20 protein-coding genes are annotated in these 18,173 nt (G+C 62.2%); 13 read left to right on the forward strand and 7 right to left on the reverse strand.

Annotated features, from left to right (window positions below):
* The first annotated feature begins 265 nt into the window (after positions 1-265).
* The 7 genes from AB4Y87_RS02435 (at position 266) to AB4Y87_RS02465 (ending at position 7,254) form a co-directional block, all read left to right on the forward strand.
* Positions 266-598, forward strand: a complete 333-nt coding sequence (locus tag AB4Y87_RS02435) for a hypothetical protein (protein WP_442002894.1) — start codon at positions 266-268, stop codon at positions 596-598.
* 69 nt (positions 599-667) lie between these two features.
* Positions 668-868, forward strand: coding sequence for a hypothetical protein (locus AB4Y87_RS02440; protein ID WP_442002895.1), 201 nt, complete (start codon positions 668-670; stop codon positions 866-868).
* 485 nt (positions 869-1,353) lie between these two features.
* Positions 1,354-2,145 carry a DeoR/GlpR family DNA-binding transcription regulator gene (locus tag AB4Y87_RS02445; protein ID WP_223935427.1) on the forward strand — a complete coding sequence of 264 codons (792 nt, stop codon included), beginning with the start codon at positions 1,354-1,356 and terminating at the stop codon, positions 2,143-2,145.
* Positions 2,142-3,128 (forward strand): 1-phosphofructokinase family hexose kinase, encoded by a 987-nt coding sequence (locus tag AB4Y87_RS02450; protein ID WP_442002896.1) that lies wholly within the window; start codon positions 2,142-2,144, stop codon positions 3,126-3,128. The genes AB4Y87_RS02445 and AB4Y87_RS02450 overlap by 4 nt, the downstream gene beginning before the upstream one ends.
* 2 nt (positions 3,129-3,130) lie before the next feature.
* Positions 3,131-5,170 (forward strand): PTS fructose transporter subunit IIABC, encoded by a 2,040-nt coding sequence (locus AB4Y87_RS02455; RefSeq protein ID WP_442002897.1) that lies wholly within the window; start codon positions 3,131-3,133, stop codon positions 5,168-5,170.
* A 57-nt stretch (positions 5,171-5,227) separates the two neighbouring features.
* Entirely contained in the window at positions 5,228-6,940 is a 1,713-nt protein-coding gene (ptsP, locus tag AB4Y87_RS02460) for a phosphoenolpyruvate--protein phosphotransferase (protein ID WP_442002898.1), read from the forward strand.
* A gap of 35 nt (positions 6,941-6,975) precedes the next feature.
* Positions 6,976-7,254 carry an HPr family phosphocarrier protein gene (locus tag AB4Y87_RS02465; protein ID WP_223935423.1) on the forward strand — a complete coding sequence of 93 codons (279 nt, stop codon included), beginning with the start codon at positions 6,976-6,978 and terminating at the stop codon, positions 7,252-7,254.
* Positions 7,255-7,282: 28 nt separating this feature from the next.
* Here AB4Y87_RS02465 and AB4Y87_RS02470 read toward each other — a convergent pair whose 3' ends face one another.
* Entirely contained in the window at positions 7,283-8,239 is a 957-nt protein-coding gene (locus AB4Y87_RS02470) for a DNA topoisomerase IB (protein WP_442002899.1), read from the reverse strand.
* Between the two features lie 27 nt (positions 8,240-8,266).
* Positions 8,267-8,746 carry a Dps family protein gene (locus AB4Y87_RS02475; protein ID WP_442002900.1) on the reverse strand — a complete coding sequence of 160 codons (480 nt, stop codon included), beginning with the start codon at positions 8,744-8,746 and terminating at the stop codon, positions 8,267-8,269.
* Between the two features lie 303 nt (positions 8,747-9,049).
* Between AB4Y87_RS02475 and AB4Y87_RS02480 the strand changes: the two genes are divergently transcribed.
* Positions 9,050-9,220, forward strand: a complete 171-nt coding sequence (locus AB4Y87_RS02480; RefSeq protein ID WP_223935420.1) for a hypothetical protein — start codon at positions 9,050-9,052, stop codon at positions 9,218-9,220.
* Between the two features lie 173 nt (positions 9,221-9,393).
* On the opposite strand, the gene AB4Y87_RS02485 is transcribed toward AB4Y87_RS02480, so the two are convergent.
* Positions 9,394-9,660 (reverse strand): hypothetical protein, encoded by a 267-nt coding sequence (locus AB4Y87_RS02485; RefSeq protein ID WP_442002901.1) that lies wholly within the window; start codon positions 9,658-9,660, stop codon positions 9,394-9,396.
* Between the two features lie 116 nt (positions 9,661-9,776).
* Between AB4Y87_RS02485 and AB4Y87_RS02490 the strand changes: the two genes are divergently transcribed.
* Both AB4Y87_RS02490 and AB4Y87_RS02495 read left to right on the forward strand, forming a co-directional pair.
* Positions 9,777-10,295 (forward strand): DUF6328 family protein, encoded by a 519-nt coding sequence (locus AB4Y87_RS02490; RefSeq protein ID WP_442002902.1) that lies wholly within the window; start codon positions 9,777-9,779, stop codon positions 10,293-10,295.
* A gap of 50 nt (positions 10,296-10,345) precedes the next feature.
* Positions 10,346-10,612: a DUF7218 family protein gene (locus AB4Y87_RS02495; protein ID WP_224094779.1), complete on the forward strand. Its 267-nt coding sequence runs from the start codon at positions 10,346-10,348 to the stop codon at positions 10,610-10,612.
* A gap of 62 nt (positions 10,613-10,674) precedes the next feature.
* Here the strand turns inward: AB4Y87_RS02495 and ku are convergent, their stop codons facing one another.
* The gene (ku, locus tag AB4Y87_RS02500) at positions 10,675-11,541 is read right to left on the reverse strand and encodes a non-homologous end joining protein Ku (RefSeq protein ID WP_442002903.1); all 867 of its coding nucleotides are present in this window, start codon (positions 11,539-11,541) and stop codon (positions 10,675-10,677) included.
* Positions 11,542-11,579: 38 nt separating this feature from the next.
* Here ku and AB4Y87_RS02505 point away from each other — a divergent pair, with 38 nt between their 5' ends.
* On the forward strand, positions 11,580-14,135 hold the full coding sequence (locus AB4Y87_RS02505) for an ATP-dependent DNA ligase (RefSeq protein WP_442002904.1): 2,556 nt from the start codon (positions 11,580-11,582) through the stop codon (positions 14,133-14,135).
* Positions 14,136-14,225: 90 nt separating this feature from the next.
* Here the strand turns inward: AB4Y87_RS02505 and AB4Y87_RS02510 are convergent, their stop codons facing one another.
* Positions 14,226-14,486 (reverse strand): hypothetical protein, encoded by a 261-nt coding sequence (locus AB4Y87_RS02510; RefSeq protein ID WP_442002905.1) that lies wholly within the window; start codon positions 14,484-14,486, stop codon positions 14,226-14,228.
* An 87-nt stretch (positions 14,487-14,573) separates the two neighbouring features.
* Positions 14,574-14,822, reverse strand: a complete 249-nt coding sequence (locus AB4Y87_RS02515) for a hypothetical protein (RefSeq protein ID WP_442002906.1) — start codon at positions 14,820-14,822, stop codon at positions 14,574-14,576.
* A gap of 257 nt (positions 14,823-15,079) precedes the next feature.
* On the opposite strand from AB4Y87_RS02515, the gene AB4Y87_RS02520 reads away from it, so the two are divergent.
* A complete protein-coding gene (locus AB4Y87_RS02520) occupies positions 15,080-15,931 on the forward strand; it encodes a putative protein N(5)-glutamine methyltransferase (RefSeq protein ID WP_442002976.1) in 852 nt (283 codons plus the stop codon).
* 230 nt (positions 15,932-16,161) lie between these two features.
* A complete protein-coding gene (locus AB4Y87_RS02525) occupies positions 16,162-17,781 on the forward strand; it encodes an MFS transporter (RefSeq protein ID WP_442002907.1) in 1,620 nt (539 codons plus the stop codon).
* A 137-nt stretch (positions 17,782-17,918) separates the two neighbouring features.
* Here AB4Y87_RS02525 and AB4Y87_RS02530 read toward each other — a convergent pair whose 3' ends face one another.
* Complete coding sequence (locus AB4Y87_RS02530) at positions 17,919-18,164, reverse strand: hypothetical protein (protein ID WP_442002908.1); 246 nt, start codon at positions 18,162-18,164, stop codon at positions 17,919-17,921.
* Positions 18,165-18,173: the final 9 nt, after the last annotated feature.

Below are 18,173 nucleotides of genomic sequence, written 5' to 3' on the forward strand. Positions count from 1 at the left end.
AGTTTACGATCGTCCGGAGCCAACTCGTCACTCCTTGAAGAACAAGCACCAGAATCCTTGCATCTGCCGTGCACCTATGTGCACAATCTAGCTAGAGTCCGCATTGCCGGACAGGCTTTACAGCTCATGCAGACGGGCACCCCGCATTAACAATGCAGAGGTAAATCCCATGTCGGCCCAGCCCGCGTCCAGAGTTCCCGACGAAGCCCACCAACCAGACGACCCCCTATGGTGTACACGCTGCAATACTGACCAACATTTGGTGGTGGATTCGATTCAGTCGCATTACCCTCCCACCCCCAACACGGTGGATGTGGCCTACGAATGCAGGGTCTGCAACAACTCCTATGACCAGACCGCCACGGTACAAAGGGTGGCCGTCGTACTGAACCGCCCCGGCGTTTCCCAGGGCATACTGCAGTTCGGTGGCCAGTATTTGCACTGCGGGGAGCCCATGAGAACCAGCAGTTGCCAGCTACGGCGGATCCAGGCCCCGCTTGTCCTGAAGCCCGGCGGCCAACTGCGCATGTACGAGGTCATCATCAATACCCGCACCCTCGGCTGCCCCTGCGGCTTCCACATGGAAATCCCGGACTAGATGCAGTGATCAGGCGCCATGAGCAACGAAACCAGTTTTAGCAGAGGTAGAGGAACAGGAAGGGAAAACATGCAGACCGATTCAAAGAAGGACGAGTCTCCAGTTACCGGGACTGATCACAGGCCGGTTAGAAAGCACAAGCTTCCGGATCCACCTGACCCGGACAACCTTCCGATCGACTACCTTGCCTCGGGGTGGGACACCAGCAGGTACTCCCCAAGTGTCACGCGCGAGCTTCATCGGCGCGCCACCCACCTGCGTGGCGCTTGACCTTGAGTGACTTCCCGCCGGACCCTTCGCATCCCGATCCCACCAGGGAGCCCGGGCCCACACCGGAGCCGGTTCCCCTGCCGGAGCCAGGGCCTCCCCCGGTACCGGACCCGACGCCGGGACCAACAGTGCCGTCACCACCGGCACGGCCAGATACTGGACAACCGCCCGGGCAGCCACCTGGACAAACCCCTCTTTAGAGGGTTTCCAACCCCATAGACCGGATCCCGCCAAATCCCCCAGTCAGGATCCGATGGAAGGGCATGTCGCACTACAGGGAGTGCGACATGCCCTTTGGCGTGCCCCTGAAGGGCGCCCTGGAGCCAGGCACCTGCTGAACAGCCCCCGTTGCAATCTTTGTTTATGTTGGTTTCTATTGACTTACCAACACAAACAAAGATAGAGTCAAGCAATTCCACATCGTTGTGACAGCAGTCACCTGATGTGGCTGCACTGATAAATGGCTTTACCGCAATGGAGGGTAAGTGTTCGCTGAAGAGCGCCAACAACTGATCTCCGCACTCGTCGCCGAGCGCGGACGGGTGAGCGTCACTGACCTCGCCGACCGTTTCAGCATCACCACGGAGACCATCCGTCGTGATCTCGCGGCTCTCGAAGTTTCGGGGAGCCTGCGCCGCGTTCATGGTGGCGCCGTCCCTTCGGACCGCTTGAGCACTCGCGAGGAAAGCATCCTGGAGCGGGCCATCCAGCGCCAATCCGAGAAGCACCGTATCGCAGCTGCCGCACTTGCCCTGATTCCGGAACTCACCACTGGCAGCATCCTGCTGGACGCCGGCTCCACAACGGAAACCCTGGCAGACCTGCTGGCCCAGCGAACACCTGCAGCCAACGGTAACGAAGAGCTCGTGGTCATCACCCACGCCATTCCCATAGCGGGCAAGCTCTCCTCCACGGCCGGTATTGCCCTCCAAATCCTGGGTGGCCGGGTCCGCGGTCTGACCCAGGCCGCCGTCGGACAATCCACCGTGGAGGCCGCCTACAAGCTTCGTCCGGACATCGCCTTCGTCGGCGCCAACGGCATTCACTCCACCTTCGGGCTGAGCACGCCCGATCCTGAAGAGGCCGCGGTAAAGGCCGCCTTCGTCAAGTCAGCCCGCCGCGTTGTGGCATTGGCCGATTCTTCCAAGCTGGACGCCGAGACATTGGTCCAGTTCGCCACCCTGAAGGATGTTGACACTTTGATTACAGACAGTGAACCCTCCGCTGAACTCGCGGCTGCCCTGGCCGAAGCCGGCGTTGATGTGGTGATCGCATGATCGTCACATTCACCGCCAACCCAAGCCTGGACCGCACAGTGGAGCTTCCGGCACCACTGGCCCGCGGCGAGGTACAGCGCGCTGTCGCCGTCCACCAGGAGTCGGGCGGAAAAGGCGTCAACGTTTCCCGCGCCCTCGTGGCTTCCGGCCTCGAAACACTGGCCGTCCTGCCGGGTGCTGACTCCGATCCGGTACTTTCCGGACTGCACGACGCCGGTGTGCCGTTCGCTGCCCTGCCCATCGGTCAGGCGCTACGCAGCAACGTCACCCTCACCGAACCGGATGGCGTCACCACCAAGATCAACGAACCCGGCCCGGAGCTGAGCGACGAACAGCAGGAAGCCCTGATCGGGCTGCTGCTGGAGCGCTCCCGTGGCGCCAGCTGGGTGGTTCTCGCAGGCTCGCTCCCACCAGGAGTGCCCGCGGATTTCTACGCCACAATCGCGCGTCGGCTCCGGTCGAACACTGATGGAGCGGCCGTTCCCGGCATCGCCATCGACTCATCCGGGGCTCCGCTTGCGGCCGCTTTGAAAGGCGATGCTGCAGGAAAACCCGATCTCCTCAAGCCCAACGCGGAAGAGCTCGCAGAACTCGCTGCCGCTGCCGGTTTCACCATCGTCTCCACCGCTGACGAACTGGAAGCAGACCCGGCAAAAGCCGCCCAAGCTGCTGCCGCCGTCGTCGAAAGCGGTGTGGGCGCCGTTCTGGCAACACTCGGATCCAAGGGCGCAATCCTGGTGACGGCTGATGGGGCGTGGCTTGCCACGCATCCCCCCATCCAGGCCGTCAGCACGGTGGGCGCCGGGGATTCTGCACTGGCTGGCTACTTGCTGGCTGCTACCCAAGGCGGTTCCGCCCAGGACTGCCTTCGTCAGGCCGTGGCACATGGTGCCGCTGCTGCTTCGCTGCCGGGCTCCACTGTCCCTGCAGTCCACCAGACAACCCCCAACGCCGTAACCATCACGGCCCTCCAGAAGGACTAACAGTGACCCAGCTGATCACACCCCAATTGGTCATCCTCGACCAGAACCTGGGCGACTCCCCTGCCGACGTCATCCGCGTCCTGGCTGGCAAAGTCGCCGCCGCTGGCCGTGCTTCCGAGGTTGAAGGGCTCTTCACCGATGCCTTTGCCCGCGAGCAGAAGACCGCTACCGGTGTCCCCGGCGGCATAGCTATTCCGCACTGCCGCTCGGCCGCAGTCACGGAGCCCGCCCTTGCCATGGCGCGCCTGTCCCACAAAGTGGACTTCGGCGCCAAGGACGGCCCGGCTGACCTCATTTTCTTCATTGCGGCCCCGGACGGAGCTGACCAGGAGCACCTGAAGCTGCTCTCCAAGCTGGCCCGCTCCCTCATCAAGAAGGACTTCACGGCAGCGCTGCGCGCCGCGGCCACAGAGCAGGACATCGTGGACCTCGTGGATGGGGCCTTGGCGGACAAGCCAGCTGCAGCCCCCGCCGCGGCTCCCGCTGGGGCCACTGCCGCATCAACCACGACGGCGGCTGCCGCACCCAAGCGCATCGTCGCCGTGACCGCCTGCCCTACCGGCATTGCACACACCTACATGGCGGCTGATTCGCTCGTTGCCGCTGCCCAGGAAATGGGCGTGGACCTTCAGGTTGAGACGCAGGGTTCTTCCGGCGCCAAGCCGCTGGATCCGGCCATCATCGCCGCTGCTGACGCAGTGATTTTCGCTGTCGACGTGGACGTCCGTGGCAAGGAGCGCTTCGCCGGGAAGCCGGTCATCAACGCTCCGGTCAAGCGCGGCATCGATGAGCCCACCAAGATGGTCCAAGAGGCATTGGCCGCTGCGGATGACCCGCACGCCCGCCGCGTCCCGCACTTCGGTGCCGAAGAGCAGGCAGAGCGCGCTGCTGAGGAAAAGGGTGAGCACATTGGCCAGAAGCTGAAGCGCGCACTCCTCACGGGTGTTTCGTACATGATCCCGTTCGTGGCTGGTGGCGGCCTGCTGATTGCCATCGGGTTCCTGCTCGGCGGCTACGAAATCACGGGCTTCGCCGACAAGATGCTGGTTGAGAACAACATTTTCAACCTGCCCACCGAGTTCCCGAACAACGCCTGGGGTCCGCTGGGCGCCTATATCGGCGCTGTGCTGTTCAAGATCGGGGCACTGTCCCTGGGATTCCTGGTTCCCGCGCTGGCCGGCTACATCGCTTACGCCATCGCTGATCGTCCCGGCATTGCCCCCGGTTTTGTTGCCGGTGCTGTTTCAGGATTCATGGGCGCGGGCTTCCTCGGCGCCATCGTCGGCGGTTTGCTGGCTGGCTACATCGCCTTCCAGATCGGCAAGCTCGATGTTCCCCGTTGGTTGCGTGGCCTGATGCCTGTGGTCATTATTCCGTTGCTGGCCTCCCTGGTTGCTTCCGGCCTCATGTTCCTGATCCTCGGTGCTCCGATCGTGGCACTGACCAAGGCACTTAACACCGGCCTCTCGGGCCTCACCGGCGCCGGCGCAATCGTCCTCGGCATCATTCTCGGCCTCATGATGTGCTTCGACCTCGGCGGTCCTGTCAATAAGGTCGCCTACTCCTTCGCTGTTGCCGGCCTCGGCACGGCAAGCGTGGCAAACCAGGCACCGTGGCAGATCATGGCTGCAGTGATGGCAGCGGGCATGGTTCCGCCGCTCGCCATGGCCTTGGCTACTGTGCTGGACAAGAAGCTGTTCTCCTTGGCTGAACGTGAAAACGGAAAGGCCGCCTGGCTTCTGGGTGCATCCTTCATCTCCGAGGGCGCCATCCCGTTCGCAGCTGCAGACCCGCTCCGCGTCATCCCTGCCAGCATGGTGGGTGGCGCTGTAACCGGTGCCCTGTCCATGGCATTCGCGGTCACGTCCAAGGCTCCGCACGGTGGCATCTTCGTGTTCTTCGCAATCGACAACTTCCTGTTGTTCTTCCTGTCGATCGCCGTCGGTGTGGTCATCACCGCCCTCCTTGTGATTGCCCTCAAGCGCTGGGCTGTCCGCAAGCCGGTTGAGGCCGAGGCAGTTCCCGTCCCGGCAGGCGTGTAAGCGCCGGCAGATACCCCGTCAGCCCAACAGCACCCAAGCAATCAGAGGACCAGATACATGCAGACCTTCTCAGGCGTAGGCGTAGCTCCCGGGCGCGTCCTGGCACCGGTAAAGCAAATGCCCAAGCCGGTCCAGGAACCGCACGCGAACGTCAATATTCCTGCCGACGTCACGGTTGAATCGCAGGGGCAGCGCATCAAAGACGCTGCCAAGGCGGTTCAGGCGGAACTGAGGGCCCGTGCGGCTACGGCCAACGGAGAAGGCAAGGAAGTCCTGGAAGCAACGGCTTTGATGGCCGCCGACCCCATGCTGGTGAAATCGGCCATCAAGCTGTTGTCTCCCGAGGCTCCAGGTGGTGCACGGACTGCTGAACGCGCAATCTGGGAAGCTGGCGGAACGGTGGCTGAGACCCTCAAGGGCCTGGGCGGGTACATGGCCGAGCGCGTGGCGGACGTCCTCGATGTCCGGGCACGCATCGTGTCTGAGCTCCGGGGCCTGCCGGCACCGGGAATCCCGGCTTCCGATGTCCCCTTCATCCTTGCGGCCGAGGACCTGGCGCCTGCTGACACTGCCACGCTGGACCCATCCAAGGTAGTCGCGCTGATTACCTCCAGCGGCGGACCGCAGTCGCACACAGCCATCCTCGCCCGTGCTCTCGGCTTGCCCGCCGTCGTCGCCGCCCTCGGCGTGGACGAGATCGCGGACGGCACCGAGGTCTATGTGGACGGCGCCGCAGGCACCATCACAGTTGAGCCCGGGGAAGACCTGCGGTTGGCTGCCAAGGCGTGGGCCACCCAAGCTTCCACACTGGCGGCCTTCAGCGGGAACAACACCATGGCAGACGGTTTCCGGGTGCCGTTGTTGGCCAACGTTGGCACGGGTGCGGACGCGGTAAAAGCGGCCGACGCCGGAGCCGAAGGCGTTGGACTTCTGCGGACGGAATTCTGCTTCCTGGACCGCGACGACGAGCCCACTGTGGAGGAGCAGATCGCCGCCTACGGAGCGGTCTTCGCAGCCTTCCCGGGCAAGAAAGTTGTGGTCAGGACCTTGGACGCCGGCGCGGACAAGCCGCTGCCGTTCCTCACCAATGCCGACGAACCGAACCCTGCGCTCGGTGTCCGCGGATACCGCACGGACCTCACGTCCCCTGGCGTCCTCGAACGGCAGCTCGAGGCCATCGCCGCCGCCGAAGCAGCCAACAACGCCGAGGTCTGGGTCATGGCACCCATGATCTCGACGGCGGACGAGGCCGCGCGGTTCGCAACACTTTGTGCCGCCGCCGGGCTCAAGACCCCGGGTGTCATGGTGGAAGTCCCGTCGGCAGCACTGACCGCGGCCACAGTTTTGCGCGAAGTCAGTTTCGCGTCTCTGGGCACCAACGATCTCACCCAGTACGCCATGGCAGCGGACCGTCAGCTCGGGCCGCTCGCCACCCTGAACGATCCGTGGCAGCCTGCAGTCCTGCAGTTGGTCAAGCTAACGGCCGACGGCGCCGCGCAGGTCAGCGGCGAAAGCGGCACGGCCAAGCCGGTTGGCGTCTGCGGTGAGGCAGCAGCGGATCCGGCCCTCGCCGTCGTGCTTGTTGGGCTTGGCGTGGCGACGCTGTCGATGAGTGCCCGGGCGCTTGCCGCCGTCGCCACTGTACTTGCCACGGTGACTGTTGCCCAGGCCCAACAGCTCGCGGCGACCGCCCTGGCGGCCCCCAACGCAGCCGCGGCACGCAGCGCGGTCCGGGCCCAGCTTCCCATCCTGAACGAGCTCGGCCTCTAGACTTCCCCACAACCATCCACATCAAAGGAGCACCAATGCCTGAACGTACCGCCACTATCGCAAGCCGCGTCGGCCTCCACGCCCGCCCGGCAGCCATCTTCGCTGAAGCCGCAGGCGACCTTGACCTCGAGGTCACGATCGCCCGTGAAGGCGAGCCGGCCGACGACGCCATGGACGCAGCAAGCATCCTGTCACTCATGAGCCTGGGCGCCTCCCACGGCGACGTCGTAGTGCTGCGTGCCGAAGGCGAAGGCGCAGAAGCAGCCCTGGACAGCCTGGTGAAGATCCTCGAAACGGACCACGACGCCGAGTAGGTCACCCGAGTTTGGGCGTGGAGCCCAGCTAGCTCTGCTTCCCGATGAGGAAAGCGGCTATCGAGGCCTCGGTCGGATTCACGTCCTGCAGTTTTCCGGACAGATAGGCCTCCACGATCCGAGGGTCCACGTAGGATGTACGCGCCACGGTGGGGGTGTTGCCCAGCAATTGGGCAGCATCCTTCATGGCCTTCACCAAGGCCTGGGGTCGCGTCATGGTGCCTTCGGACTTCAACAGAGATAGGGCTGCCGCCGCTGTCCCCTTCCAAGTACGGAAATCCTTGGAGGTGTACGCAGCTCCGGCAATGCCGCGCAGGTACTCATTGATCATGGAAGCATCAATGGAAATCCATGAACCGTCGGATTCGTAGGCCAGCAACCGTTCCTTGCCGGGCCGGCGCGCCAATGGCTCAAGGAAGGTTGCCAGCGCGGGATCCTGGATGGAGATGTCCCACCACTGCCCGCTCTTGCCGGGAAACTTCAGGCCGACGGCGTCGTCCTTGACCCGGGCATGCCGGCACCTGAGCGTGGTGAGTCCATAGGAGCCGTTCTGACGCATGTAGCTTTCAGAGCCCACGCGGAGAGCGCCTAGATCCATGAGACGCACGGCCGCGGCCAAGGTCTGCTGCCGGGGAGACGAGGTGTCTTTCAGGTGCAGCGTGACAGTCCTGCGCACGGCAGGGAGCACCGAGCCCAATTCCGCGGCCCGCTGGAACTTCTCGGTGTCTTTACGTTCACGCCATCGGGGGTGGTAGATGTATTGGCTTCGACCAGCCGCGTCCACCCCCGTGGCCTGGATGTGCCCATTGCCATCCGGACAGATCCACACCTCGGTCCATGCAGGCGGGATCGCCAGCGCTTTAATGCGCTGGCGATCCTCTTGGCTTACCAGGCTCCCGTCGGGATACCTGTAACTGAACCCTTTTCCGGCCCTGCGACGTTCAATACCGGGCTTGGAAAGGTCACTTCGCCGAAGCCTTGGCATTTTTCAGTGATCGAGTCCGGCAGCGGGCTAAGCTTCGTCAGGATCCGTGACCGCGGCTCCCGCGCTCATGATTTCGGCGTTGATCATCCATACGAGCTGCTCCAGGCGGGCGATGAATTCGTGGAGAAGGTCCGCTGTTGTGGGGTCTTCTTCATCCACCTCGTCATGGACGTCCCGCATGGTCTGGACGGTCCGCTCCACGCGCTCGGTGACCAGCTTGACTGCGTTCTTGGTGTTGACCAGGCCGCCAGGGAATTCTTCAAGGCGGGTACCCGCCGAGATGGTCCCGCTCCGACCGTCGGGCAGGGCGTGAAGGGCCCTCATCCGCTCCGCCGTGTCGTCGGCGAATTTACGGGTGGCGGCAACGAGTTCGTCCAACTGGAGGTGGAGGTCCCTGAAGTTCGGACCGACGATGTTCCAGTGTGCCTGCTTGCCCTGGAGCTGTAGTTCGATCAGGTCTGTCAGGACGATTTGAAGGTTGTCTGCAAGCTGCTGTGACGCTTTCATGTGTTCCTCTCCTTGGACGGCCGGTGCAAGCGAAAAACCCTGGTGTCGAATTCCTTCGACGTAGGTCAATCATCAAGTGGCGACATCAATAACTCTTTCATAAGGTTGCTTAGTAGTACAATGAAGAGTGTTGCTGTTCACATCCGGCGAACTTCGCCCCTCAGCGAAGGCCGGAAGTGATAGCGATAAAGGGCACTTGGAAGCGGTGGAACGCTCCCAAGTACCCGTAGAAGTAAATAGGAATGCATAGTCAGGAATCCAATAGGTTCTTTGCGGATTCCCCCAGAAAGGAATGTGCTGACCATGAACACGCTTCTGATCATTGCTGGTGTAGTTGCAATTGTCCTTCTCCTGGTGGGCGGCTTCTCGTCGGCCCTGAACTGGCTGCTGTGGGTAGGCGTCGTCCTCCTCGTCATCGCAGCTATCGGCTGGCTGCTCAGCTTCATGTCGGGCCGCAGGGGACACACGGTATAGAGCGCGCACCGCGACAATGACCCGAACCGGCCGAGCAAGATGGTCGGACCGCCGATGAATACCGCGGAACGTGAGGACTGTCCCACTGCAGTGGAACCGCAGGCAGGGGCAGTCCTCCCGCGCATCCGCCACCCGGACAGGTGCTCGGGAACAGGAGCTTTAGTCGTCCGTACTTAGTCGCCATTACTGGGAGGGGGCGCCGCGTCGGGATCCCGCGGAGTGGGGAATTCGTCCGGTGATTCCGAAACGGGAGAGGTATCCGGGTCTTCCGGAGTAGGGCTGCCCTCAGGTGGCTCCCCCGGCCCGGGAGGAGTTCCGGGCGATGGCCTTTCCGGTGTTTCACGCTCCGATCCCTGTCCTGGCAATTCCTGCTCAGGCGTTGGCGTGCCATAGCCGCCGGCAGCGTCCTCCGGGTCAACGCGGTGTTCGTCCTGACTCATTTCTTCCTCCTTGAAAATCCTTTGAGGCCTTCGAAAATTGTTCGAGGAATGCTGACAGTTCGACCGTAGTCCGGTGTAGTGTCAGCGTCCACCAATAGCTATCTGGAGGTGTACGAATGGTAGAGCCGGAGCAGGTTCCCAGGACCGGCAGGAACGAAACCGTTGAAGAACGGATGGACCGTAACTGGATGGAGCTGATCCAGGAATTGCGGGTGCTCCAGACCGGAGTCCAGATCCTGGGCGGCTTCCTGCTGACCCTGCCTTTCCAGGCGCGTTTTGAGCACCTGGACGACTGGCAACGCGGTCTCTACCTCTTCAATGTCATGGCAGCCGCCCTGACAACTGCCTTGATCCTGCTTCCGGTCAGCGTGCATCGCCGCCTTTTCCGCCGGGGACTCAAAGCCACTCTCGTCTCCAGCGCCGACGCGATCACCAAATGGGCATTGGCGGGCGTGGCCATCCTGATTGTAGGTTCGGCCACCCTGGTCTTCGATGTCACGGCCGGGCGAACAGCAGCTCTGATTGCCGGTAGCTTCATCATCCTGGTCCTGCTGCTACTCGTTGTGGGCATGCCTATCTGGCTGCACCGACGGGCCCTGCAAAACGGGAACGGCAAGAGCGGAAATGCACCGTGAGCCACATTATGAGACAGCCGCAGAATCAATAGCCGAAAGGAAAACGAATCATGCCTGGAAAGAAGAATTCGAGTCTGAAGGACCCGAAGCTATATGAAGAACTCCGCGACGAAGGCGCCTCCAAGGAAAAAGCGGCCCGTGTTTCAAATGCCGCTGCCAAACAGGGACGCAAGGAAGTAGGCCGCAAGGGAGGCAAGTCCGGCGACTACGACGATTGGACGGTGGACAAACTGAAGTCCCGCGCCAAGGAACTCGGAATCAAGGGCTACTCCGGCAAGAAGAAGTCCGAGATCATATCAATGCTGCGGAACCACTAAAGGTTTCGGAACCACTCACGAACGCAACGCCACTAACGAAGAAAACAGAGCCCGACGCCGGGTCACGCCTTTTTCTTGGCCCGCGCCTTTGGCTTGCTGGTAGTTTTGCTGGCGGCAGCGTCGTCGTCGGCCGCTTTTTCCTTGCCCCGTTTCTTGTCCAGGCTCCGCTTCAGCGCCTCCATGAGGTCGATGACGTCGCCGCCCTCCCCTTCGCCTTCCGTGACACCGAACGTGGCTTCCGTATCGAGCGCCTCGCCCTTTTCAAGCTTGGCCTCGATCAACGTGCGGAGCTGCACCTGGTAGTCGTCGGTGTATTCGTCGGGGTCGAAATCGTGGGCCATGGAGTCCACCAGCGCGGAGGACATTTCGAGTTCCTTATCGGAGATCTTGATGTCCGTCTCGAGGGAGGGGAACTTGGCCTCCCGGACTTCGTCGCCCCAGAGAAGGGCCTGCAGCAGCAATACGTCTCCGCGTACGCGCAGCGCGCCGAGCCGCGTCTTCTGCCGCAGCGCGTACTGGACAATTGCAATCCTGTCCGTGTCCTCAAGTGTCTGCCGCAGCAACATATAGGCCTTGGGGGATTTGGAATCCGGCTCCAGGAAATAGCTGCGCTCGTACATGATCGGGTCCAGCTGCTCGGCAGGGATGAATTCCACTACCTCAATTTCGCGGCTGTTCTCTTCCGGCAAGGACTTCAATTCGGCCGCCGTGAGAACCACTGTGCGGCCTTCCTCTTCATAGGCCTTGTCTATATCTTCGTAAGCAACAACTTCGCCGCAAATTTCACATTTCCGCTGGTACCGGATGCGTCCGCCGTCCTTATTGTGGACTTGGTGAAGGCCAATATCGTGGTCCTCCGTGGCGCTGTAAAGCTTCACTGGTACGTTGACCAGACCGAACGCGATAGATCCCTTCCATATGGCCCTCATGCACCCAGTCAACAGCACAAGACAGCAGAGGAGAAGAGGTGGCAGGCAAGCAACAGGAGCGGGTGAACGTGGAAGGCCACGAGCTGACCCTCACCAACCTGGGCAAGATCATCTACCCCGAGACCGGAACCACCAAAGCCGAGGTCCTGGAGTACTACGCCGCCGTCGCGCCGTTCCTCATTCCTGCCGCCGCCAACAGGCCCGTCACCCGCAAGCGCTGGGTCAACGGCGTGGGCACCGCCGAGAACCCGGGACAGGTGTTCTTCCAAAAGAACCTTGAAGACTCCGCACCCAAGTGGATCCCCCGCACCGCCATCCAGCACTCGGACCACACCACCGTCTACCCCATGGTCAACAACCTCGCAACGCTTACATGGATGGCGCAGATCGCGTCCCTGGAGATCCACGTCCCCCAATGGCAGGTTGACGCTGAGGGTAATCCGCTCCGGCCTGACCGCTTCGTCCTGGACCTCGACCCTGGTCCCGGCGCAGGCCTGCCTGAGTGCGTTGAGGTGGCCAAACTTGCCCGCTCGATCTTGCAAGACATGGGCATGGATCCGGTGCCGGTGACCAGCGGCAGCAAGGGCATCCACCTCTACACCGGGTTGGAGGGAACGCTGAAGTCCGAGCAGGTATCGGCCTTCGCCCATGAGCTGGCACGTGCCCTTGAGTCCGACCACCCCGAGCTGGTGGTCAGCGACATGAAGAAGTCTCTCCGCCACGGCAAAGTGTTGGTGGACTGGAGCCAGAACAGCGGCAACAAGACCACGATCGTGCCCTACTCGCTCCGGGGGAAAGCCCACCCTACCGTCGCGGCGCCGCGCACGTGGCGGGAGCTCTCTTCAAGCACCCTGGACCATCTTGATTACACAGCGGTGATGAAGCGGGTCAAGACCGGCAAGGACCACTTCGCCCCCATCTCCTCACGGCACCTCCCGCCGCACGGCGAGTATACGGATGACGACGACGGCGCTGCTTTGAGCGGGTCCGGCCCTCACCGCGAGCGCGTGGTGACTGTAGAGAACCGTCTCGCGAAGTATGTTGGGATGCGCGATCCGGGCAAAACCCCTGAGCCATTCCCGGCGTCGTCGGCTGCTTTTGCCTCGGCGACGTCCGGAGGCTCCTCCTCAGACCAGCCCAAGCCGGGCGACCCTTCGCCGCCCGGCGGGATCTTCGTTATCCAGGAGCACCATGCCCGGCGCTACCACCTGGATCTGCGTTTGGAGCACAACGGCGTCCTTGCGTCCTGGGCTTTGCCGCGTGGTGTCCCGGAAACACCCGACCGGAACAACCTTGCCGTACATACGGAAGACCATCCGATGGAGTACGCGGACTTCGCCGGCGTGATTCCCAAAGGTGAGTACGGCGCAGGGACCATGACCATTTGGGACCGCGGCGAGTACACGTGCGAGAAATGGCGGGACGGCAAGGAAGTGATCGCGACGCTGACCGGCCAGCCAGGAGGTGGACTGCACGGGACCAAGCGTTTAGCGCTGATCAACACCGGCGACCGTTGGCTGATCCACTTGATGAAGGAGCAGCCAGGTGGCAGGCGGCCTGCCAGGGCCGGGGCACCTAAGCCGGCACCCGTTCAAACCCCTGCTCCCCAGCCAATGCCGAACTACACTCCCATGCTTGCCACGTCCGGCACCGTGGACGACCTTCGTGGCGACGACTGGCTGTACGAACTGAAGTGGGACGGAATCCGGGCGATCATCACCGGTACTGGAACCGGCACCGATGGCAGAATTCGTCTGATGAGCCGCAACGGCAACGATCTCACCGCCACCTACCCCGAACTGACAGACCGCTCGTGCTGGCCCGACGGCGATTTCGTGGCTGACGGTGAAATCGTGGCGCTTGGCAAGGGCTCACGGCCGGACTTCGGCCGGCTGCAGCTACGGATGAACCTGGTGAAGACCGCAGACATCGAGCGGGCCAGGGCTTCGGTCCCGGTACAGCTGATGCTGTTCGATCTTCTGTACGACGGCGGCACGGACCTGAGCGGGCTGCCTTTCCGTGAGCGCCACGAGAGGCTTGAGGCGTTTGCCGGGCGCTTGCGCGCTGGCTGCCCGCTTCACCTTTCAGCTGTCTTGGACCACGACGTCGACGACCTCATGACAAGCGCGCGTGAGCTCGGCTTGGAAGGAGTGATGGCGAAGAAAGCAGATAGCCGTTACGTGATCGGCCGGCGGAGCCGCTCGTGGATCAAACTCAAGCTGGAGCAGAGCCAGGAAGTGGTCGTGGGCGGCTGGCGTCCTGGCGCTGGTGCCCGGAGTGGGAGTTTTGGTTCGTTGCTGTTGGGCACTCCCACTCCCCAAGGCGAGAAGCTGCACTACGTGGGCCGGGTTGGCACCGGGTTCAAAGAGTGGCAGCTGAGGGATGTCATGGAGAAACTGGAGTCCCGCGTGGTAGCTGATTCCCCCTTCGCCGATATCCCCCGCGAGGACGCAGCCAGTGCCCAGTGGGTCAAGCCGGAGCTGGTAGCAGAAGTGACCTTCGGAGAATGGACCGGGCCAGGCAGGCTACGGCATCCCGTGTGGCGTGGCTGGCGTCCCGACAAGTCACCGGAAGACGTAAGCCAGCCCAACTGACTGGCATTAGTGGTTGTTCTCAGCGCTCATAACAACCACAAGTGCTAGTCAGTTGGGCTGGCTGTGCTGGTTCGATTCGGGTGTCAGCGGTTAGGAGGAGTGCGGCATCTGCGGTCGGCTGGTCCGGTGGATTGCCGTCACTGCTGCGCCTTGCCCCATACGTCCGCGGGCTTGGTCCTGGTCCTTCGGGTGCCGGCGTTTGCCGCTACCGTCGGGCCAGTGCTGTTCCTGGTCCAAACCCAGGGACACGTCAATGGTTGCCGGTTCAGGCATGGGAGCCATGTCCATGGCCTCCACCAAGTGGCTGGCAACCTCGGGATCAATATTTTCGGCTTGATTCTTTGCAGTCATGGTTCTTCCTTTCCCTATGAAACGAAGGAATTTCAATACTAGGCGCGCCGAAGATGGTTGTCTGCAGGACTTACCTGCGTCCAGGAATCACCAACGGACCTTCTTCTCCGTCTTGGCCTGCTTGCCGCTGGCGGACGTCGGTTTGTGGCCCTTGCCCGTGCTTTGCCAGCCAGCGGGAGCGCCGCCGCCGGACTTGCTGGCGAGCATCGCTTTCTGGGCATCGGTCAGTTTGGACTTAATGCCGCCGGAGGCGGACTTTGGACTTCCCGACGCAGCGTCGTCATTTCCCGACGCAGCGGGCTCCCGAGTGTTGTTTTCGGAAGGATTGGCAGTCATAAAAGTGGACTCCTCAGTGGTGTGAGTCCTGAAGAAGCACCAAAACCATGGCGTTGCGGTTCGAGAAAAATAGCGTCGACAACGGGAACGGCATGGAGGCAGGGCCTCAACAGGCATGGATTTTTGTCAGGTGAAACTCGGCTGTGCCACTAAGGGCGGAGGGCCGCTAAGGCATAGGCCGGTCTACTCAAAAATCAGTGTTCCCATGCGTCATACCCTAACCAAGAATCGCCGCTTTTGTGAACCCCTCGGCTAGCATGACACCCGTGACCAGGAGAATGTCCGTCGCCATCACCCTCCGCGATGCCGGCTGCGTTTTCGCGGAGGACGAAGCGCAACTCCTCATTGATGCCGCCACGGGTCCAGACCATTTGGACTACATGGTGGACCAGCGCGTCAAGGGAATGCCCTTGGAACACATCCTCGGGTGGGTGCACTTCTGCGGGAGCCGCATGGTTGTTGAACCCGGCGTCTTCGTTCCACGGCGTCGCACGGAGTTCCTGGTGCGCCAGGCGGCGAAAATCGCACCGCCGGGTGGCGTCGTCGTTGATCTTTGCTGTGGATCCGGAGCGATCGGTGCGGCACTCAGCGATCTTCTGGGGAACTGCGAACTCTACGCGGCCGACATCGATCCGGCGGCGGTGAGCTGCGCGCGTCAGAACGTAGAGCCCCGCGGCGGGCGCGTTTTCGAAGGCGATCTCTACGACGCCCTCCCCCGTGAACTTCGGGGACGCGTGGACGTGGTGCTCGCCAATGCTCCGTATGTACCTACGGGTTCCATCGGCATGATGCCGCCTGAGGCCCGCTTGCATGAACCGATGGTGGCGCTCGACGGCGGTACTGACGGTTTGGATGTCCAGCGCCGGGTTGCAGAGCACGCGGCTGAGTGGTTGTCGCCGGGCGGTTGCCTCTTGATTGAAACCTCGGAAGACCAAGCGCCCGAAACCGCCAGGATCATGGAACAGTCGGGCCTGCGTGCACGGATGGTGACGGACGACGATCTGGACGCAACCATCGTGCTGGGTATCGCCCGGACAGGACGGCAAGAGAAGGCACGGGATCAGTCAGTTCTTAACCCCAAAAACGCCCCGTTTCATGGGCTCAGCTAAACAATTTGGTAACAACGTGCTCGCCAGGGCCAAAACCGGCCAGGTTCCGCGCCATGACACGGCAAGGCCGGGCAAAAAGATGTAAGACAACTAGGCAAATTGCCCCCTCAAACGCCCCATAAATCGGATCTCAACTGGGGTTTGGCGGGCAAACCACGTAAAATTGAACACCTGCCCGGAGCGGGGCAGCCAGAAGTCGCAAGCAAATGACCTCCCTAGGAGAAGCCCAAATGCCCATAGACCAAAGCAACACCGTCTCTCCGCCAGGCGCAAGGAACGCCACTGGAAACCAGGTCTCGGCCGTTACAACGGCCGCTGCCAACACTGTAAAGAACCCCAAGAAAACGAAGCTCCGCACCAAGCGCCGGTTGAAAGAATCCGACGTCAATGTTGTGGATCAGCCGATGCTGAAGAAAGCACTCGGCGGCACGATCGTCGGCAACACCATGGAATGGTACGACGTCGGCGTGTTCGGCTACCTCATCACCACCATGGGCCCCGTCTTCCTCCCGGAAGCGGACAAGTCCGTCCAGACACTCTTCCTTCTCGGCACCTTCGCCGCAACCTTTATCGCGCGCCCTCTTGGCGGCGTCGTCTTCGGTTGGCTCGGCGACAAGGTGGGCCGCCAGAAGGTGCTCGCAGCAACACTGATGCTGATGGCGGCAAGCACGTTCGCCGTCGGACTTTTGCCCGGCTACGCGCAGATCGGCATCTGGGCCGCCGCGCTGCTCGTCATCCTCAAGCTCGTCCAGGGCTTCTCCACCGGCGGTGAGTACGCCGGTGCAACAACCTTCGTCAGTGAATATGCCCCGGACAAGCGCCGCGGCTTCTTCGCGAGCTTCCTGGACATGGGCAGCTACATCGGCTTCGCCCTCGGCGCCGCGCTCGTTTCAGTCCTGCAGCTCACGCTCGGACAGGCAGCCATGGAGGAATGGGGCTGGAGGCTTCCGTTCCTGATCGCCGGTCCGCTTGGCCTCATCGCTGTGTACTTCCGGAGCAAGATCGAGGAATCCCCGCAGTTCCAGGCCACCCTGGACGCCCAAGAAGCTATCGCCAAGGACGCTGCGGCACAGGATGCCAACGTCGCCAAGGGCCCGGTTGGCATCATCAAGGCCTATTGGCGCCAGATCGTGCTGGCCATGATTCTCGCCGCCGCAGCCAACACTGTGGGCTACGCGTTGACCTCCTACATGCCCACGTACCTCACGGATTCCAAGGGCTACGACCCCGTTCATGGAACCCTGCTGACCATCCCGGTCCTGGTGATCATGGCCCTGTGCATTCCGCTCACCGGTAAGTTGTCCGACCGTATCGGCCGCCGCCCAGTGCTGTGGATCGGTGCGGGCAGCACCATCGTGTTCTCGGTCCCTGCCTTCATGCTGATCGGGATCGGCGATATCTGGTCCACGCTGGCCGGCCTTGCCCTCATCGCCTTCCCGGTGACGTTCTACATTGCCAACCTGGCCTCGGCCCTCCCGGCACTGTTCCCGACGTCCAGCCGCTACGGCGGAATGGGTATCGCCTACAACTTCTCGGTGGCCATCTTCGGAGGAACCACTCCGTTCATCGTGCAGGGCCTCATTGAAGGCACCGGCGATGACATGATGCCGGCCTACTACCTAATGGGAACGTCCATCGTGGGTGCCATTGCCATCTACTTCCTGCGTGAATCCGCCCAGCGTCCCCTGCCCGGTTCCATGCCCAGTGTTGACACCGCCGCTGAGGCCCGCGAACTCGTTGCCACCCAGGACACAAACCCGCTCATCAACCTGGACGAAATGCCTTTCGACGGCCAGCCCATCGATGATGAAGTGTTCGGCCGGCGCGACAAGGACCTGACCCCAGCCTAGGGACCACGTGCCTGCAACTTCTGCACAGCGATTCAGATAGTTCGCGGCAACCCGCCGCCCACCGTAGCCACCAATACCAAGGCGCTCTCCTTGGGATTGGTGGCTACGGCTGTTAAGGGCTCGACGGCGGTGCTCTGCTATGGCAGGACGCGAACGTACCTGCCATGCAGCTTCTCTACCAACCGGCGTGGGAAGGGACCATCAAAAGCCAGCCAGAGAACCAAGCCATTTGCTGTCACCGCGTCCACAGTGCCCTTATCAATTACTCGGCCCCGTTCGTGAACTTCGATCTTTTCGCCCTTAAGATCCGTCCAATCGTCGACGGGCTGCCAAAAGACGGCTGCTTCCGAATGCCCAAACCCAAGCAATTGCCTGTGGTCCATCAACTCTCC

The sequence above is a fragment of the Paenarthrobacter sp. RAF54_2 genome (assembly GCF_052113945.1).
Taxonomy (GTDB): Bacteria; Actinomycetota; Actinomycetes; order Actinomycetales; family Micrococcaceae; genus Arthrobacter.

What these genes read in the sequence shown, in the direction of transcription:
- AB4Y87_RS02510 (WP_442002905.1), bottom strand. Translation starts at nt 14,486, where the DNA reads ATGACTGCAAAGAATCAAGCCGAAAATATTGATCCCGAGGTTGCCAGC.
- AB4Y87_RS02525 (WP_442002907.1), top strand. Translation starts at nt 16,162, where the DNA reads ATGCCCATAGACCAAAGCAACACCGTCTCTCCGCCAGGCGCAAGGAAC.
- AB4Y87_RS02495 (WP_224094779.1), top strand. Translation starts at nt 10,346, where the DNA reads ATGCCTGGAAAGAAGAATTCGAGTCTGAAGGACCCGAAGCTATATGAA.
- ku (WP_442002903.1), bottom strand. Translation starts at nt 11,541, where the DNA reads ATGAGGGCCATATGGAAGGGATCTATCGCGTTCGGTCTGGTCAACGTA.
- AB4Y87_RS02490 (WP_442002902.1), top strand. Translation starts at nt 9,777, where the DNA reads ATGGTAGAGCCGGAGCAGGTTCCCAGGACCGGCAGGAACGAAACCGTT.
- AB4Y87_RS02475 (WP_442002900.1), bottom strand. Translation starts at nt 8,746, where the DNA reads ATGAAAGCGTCACAGCAGCTTGCAGACAACCTTCAAATCGTCCTGACA.
- AB4Y87_RS02520 (WP_442002976.1), top strand. Translation starts at nt 15,080, where the DNA reads ATGACACCCGTGACCAGGAGAATGTCCGTCGCCATCACCCTCCGCGAT.
- AB4Y87_RS02515 (WP_442002906.1), bottom strand. Translation starts at nt 14,822, where the DNA reads ATGACTGCCAATCCTTCCGAAAACAACACTCGGGAGCCCGCTGCGTCG.
- AB4Y87_RS02450 (WP_442002896.1), top strand. Translation starts at nt 2,142, where the DNA reads ATGATCGTCACATTCACCGCCAACCCAAGCCTGGACCGCACAGTGGAG.
- AB4Y87_RS02485 (WP_442002901.1), bottom strand. Translation starts at nt 9,660, where the DNA reads ATGAGTCAGGACGAACACCGCGTTGACCCGGAGGACGCTGCCGGCGGC.
- AB4Y87_RS02440 (WP_442002895.1), top strand. Translation starts at nt 668, where the DNA reads ATGCAGACCGATTCAAAGAAGGACGAGTCTCCAGTTACCGGGACTGAT.
- ptsP (WP_442002898.1), top strand. Translation starts at nt 5,228, where the DNA reads ATGCAGACCTTCTCAGGCGTAGGCGTAGCTCCCGGGCGCGTCCTGGCA.
- AB4Y87_RS02465 (WP_223935423.1), top strand. Translation starts at nt 6,976, where the DNA reads ATGCCTGAACGTACCGCCACTATCGCAAGCCGCGTCGGCCTCCACGCC.
- AB4Y87_RS02530 (WP_442002908.1), bottom strand. Translation starts at nt 18,164, where the DNA reads ATGGACCACAGGCAATTGCTTGGGTTTGGGCATTCGGAAGCAGCCGTC.
- AB4Y87_RS02480 (WP_223935420.1), top strand. Translation starts at nt 9,050, where the DNA reads ATGAACACGCTTCTGATCATTGCTGGTGTAGTTGCAATTGTCCTTCTC.
- AB4Y87_RS02470 (WP_442002899.1), bottom strand. Translation starts at nt 8,239, where the DNA reads ATGCCAAGGCTTCGGCGAAGTGACCTTTCCAAGCCCGGTATTGAACGT.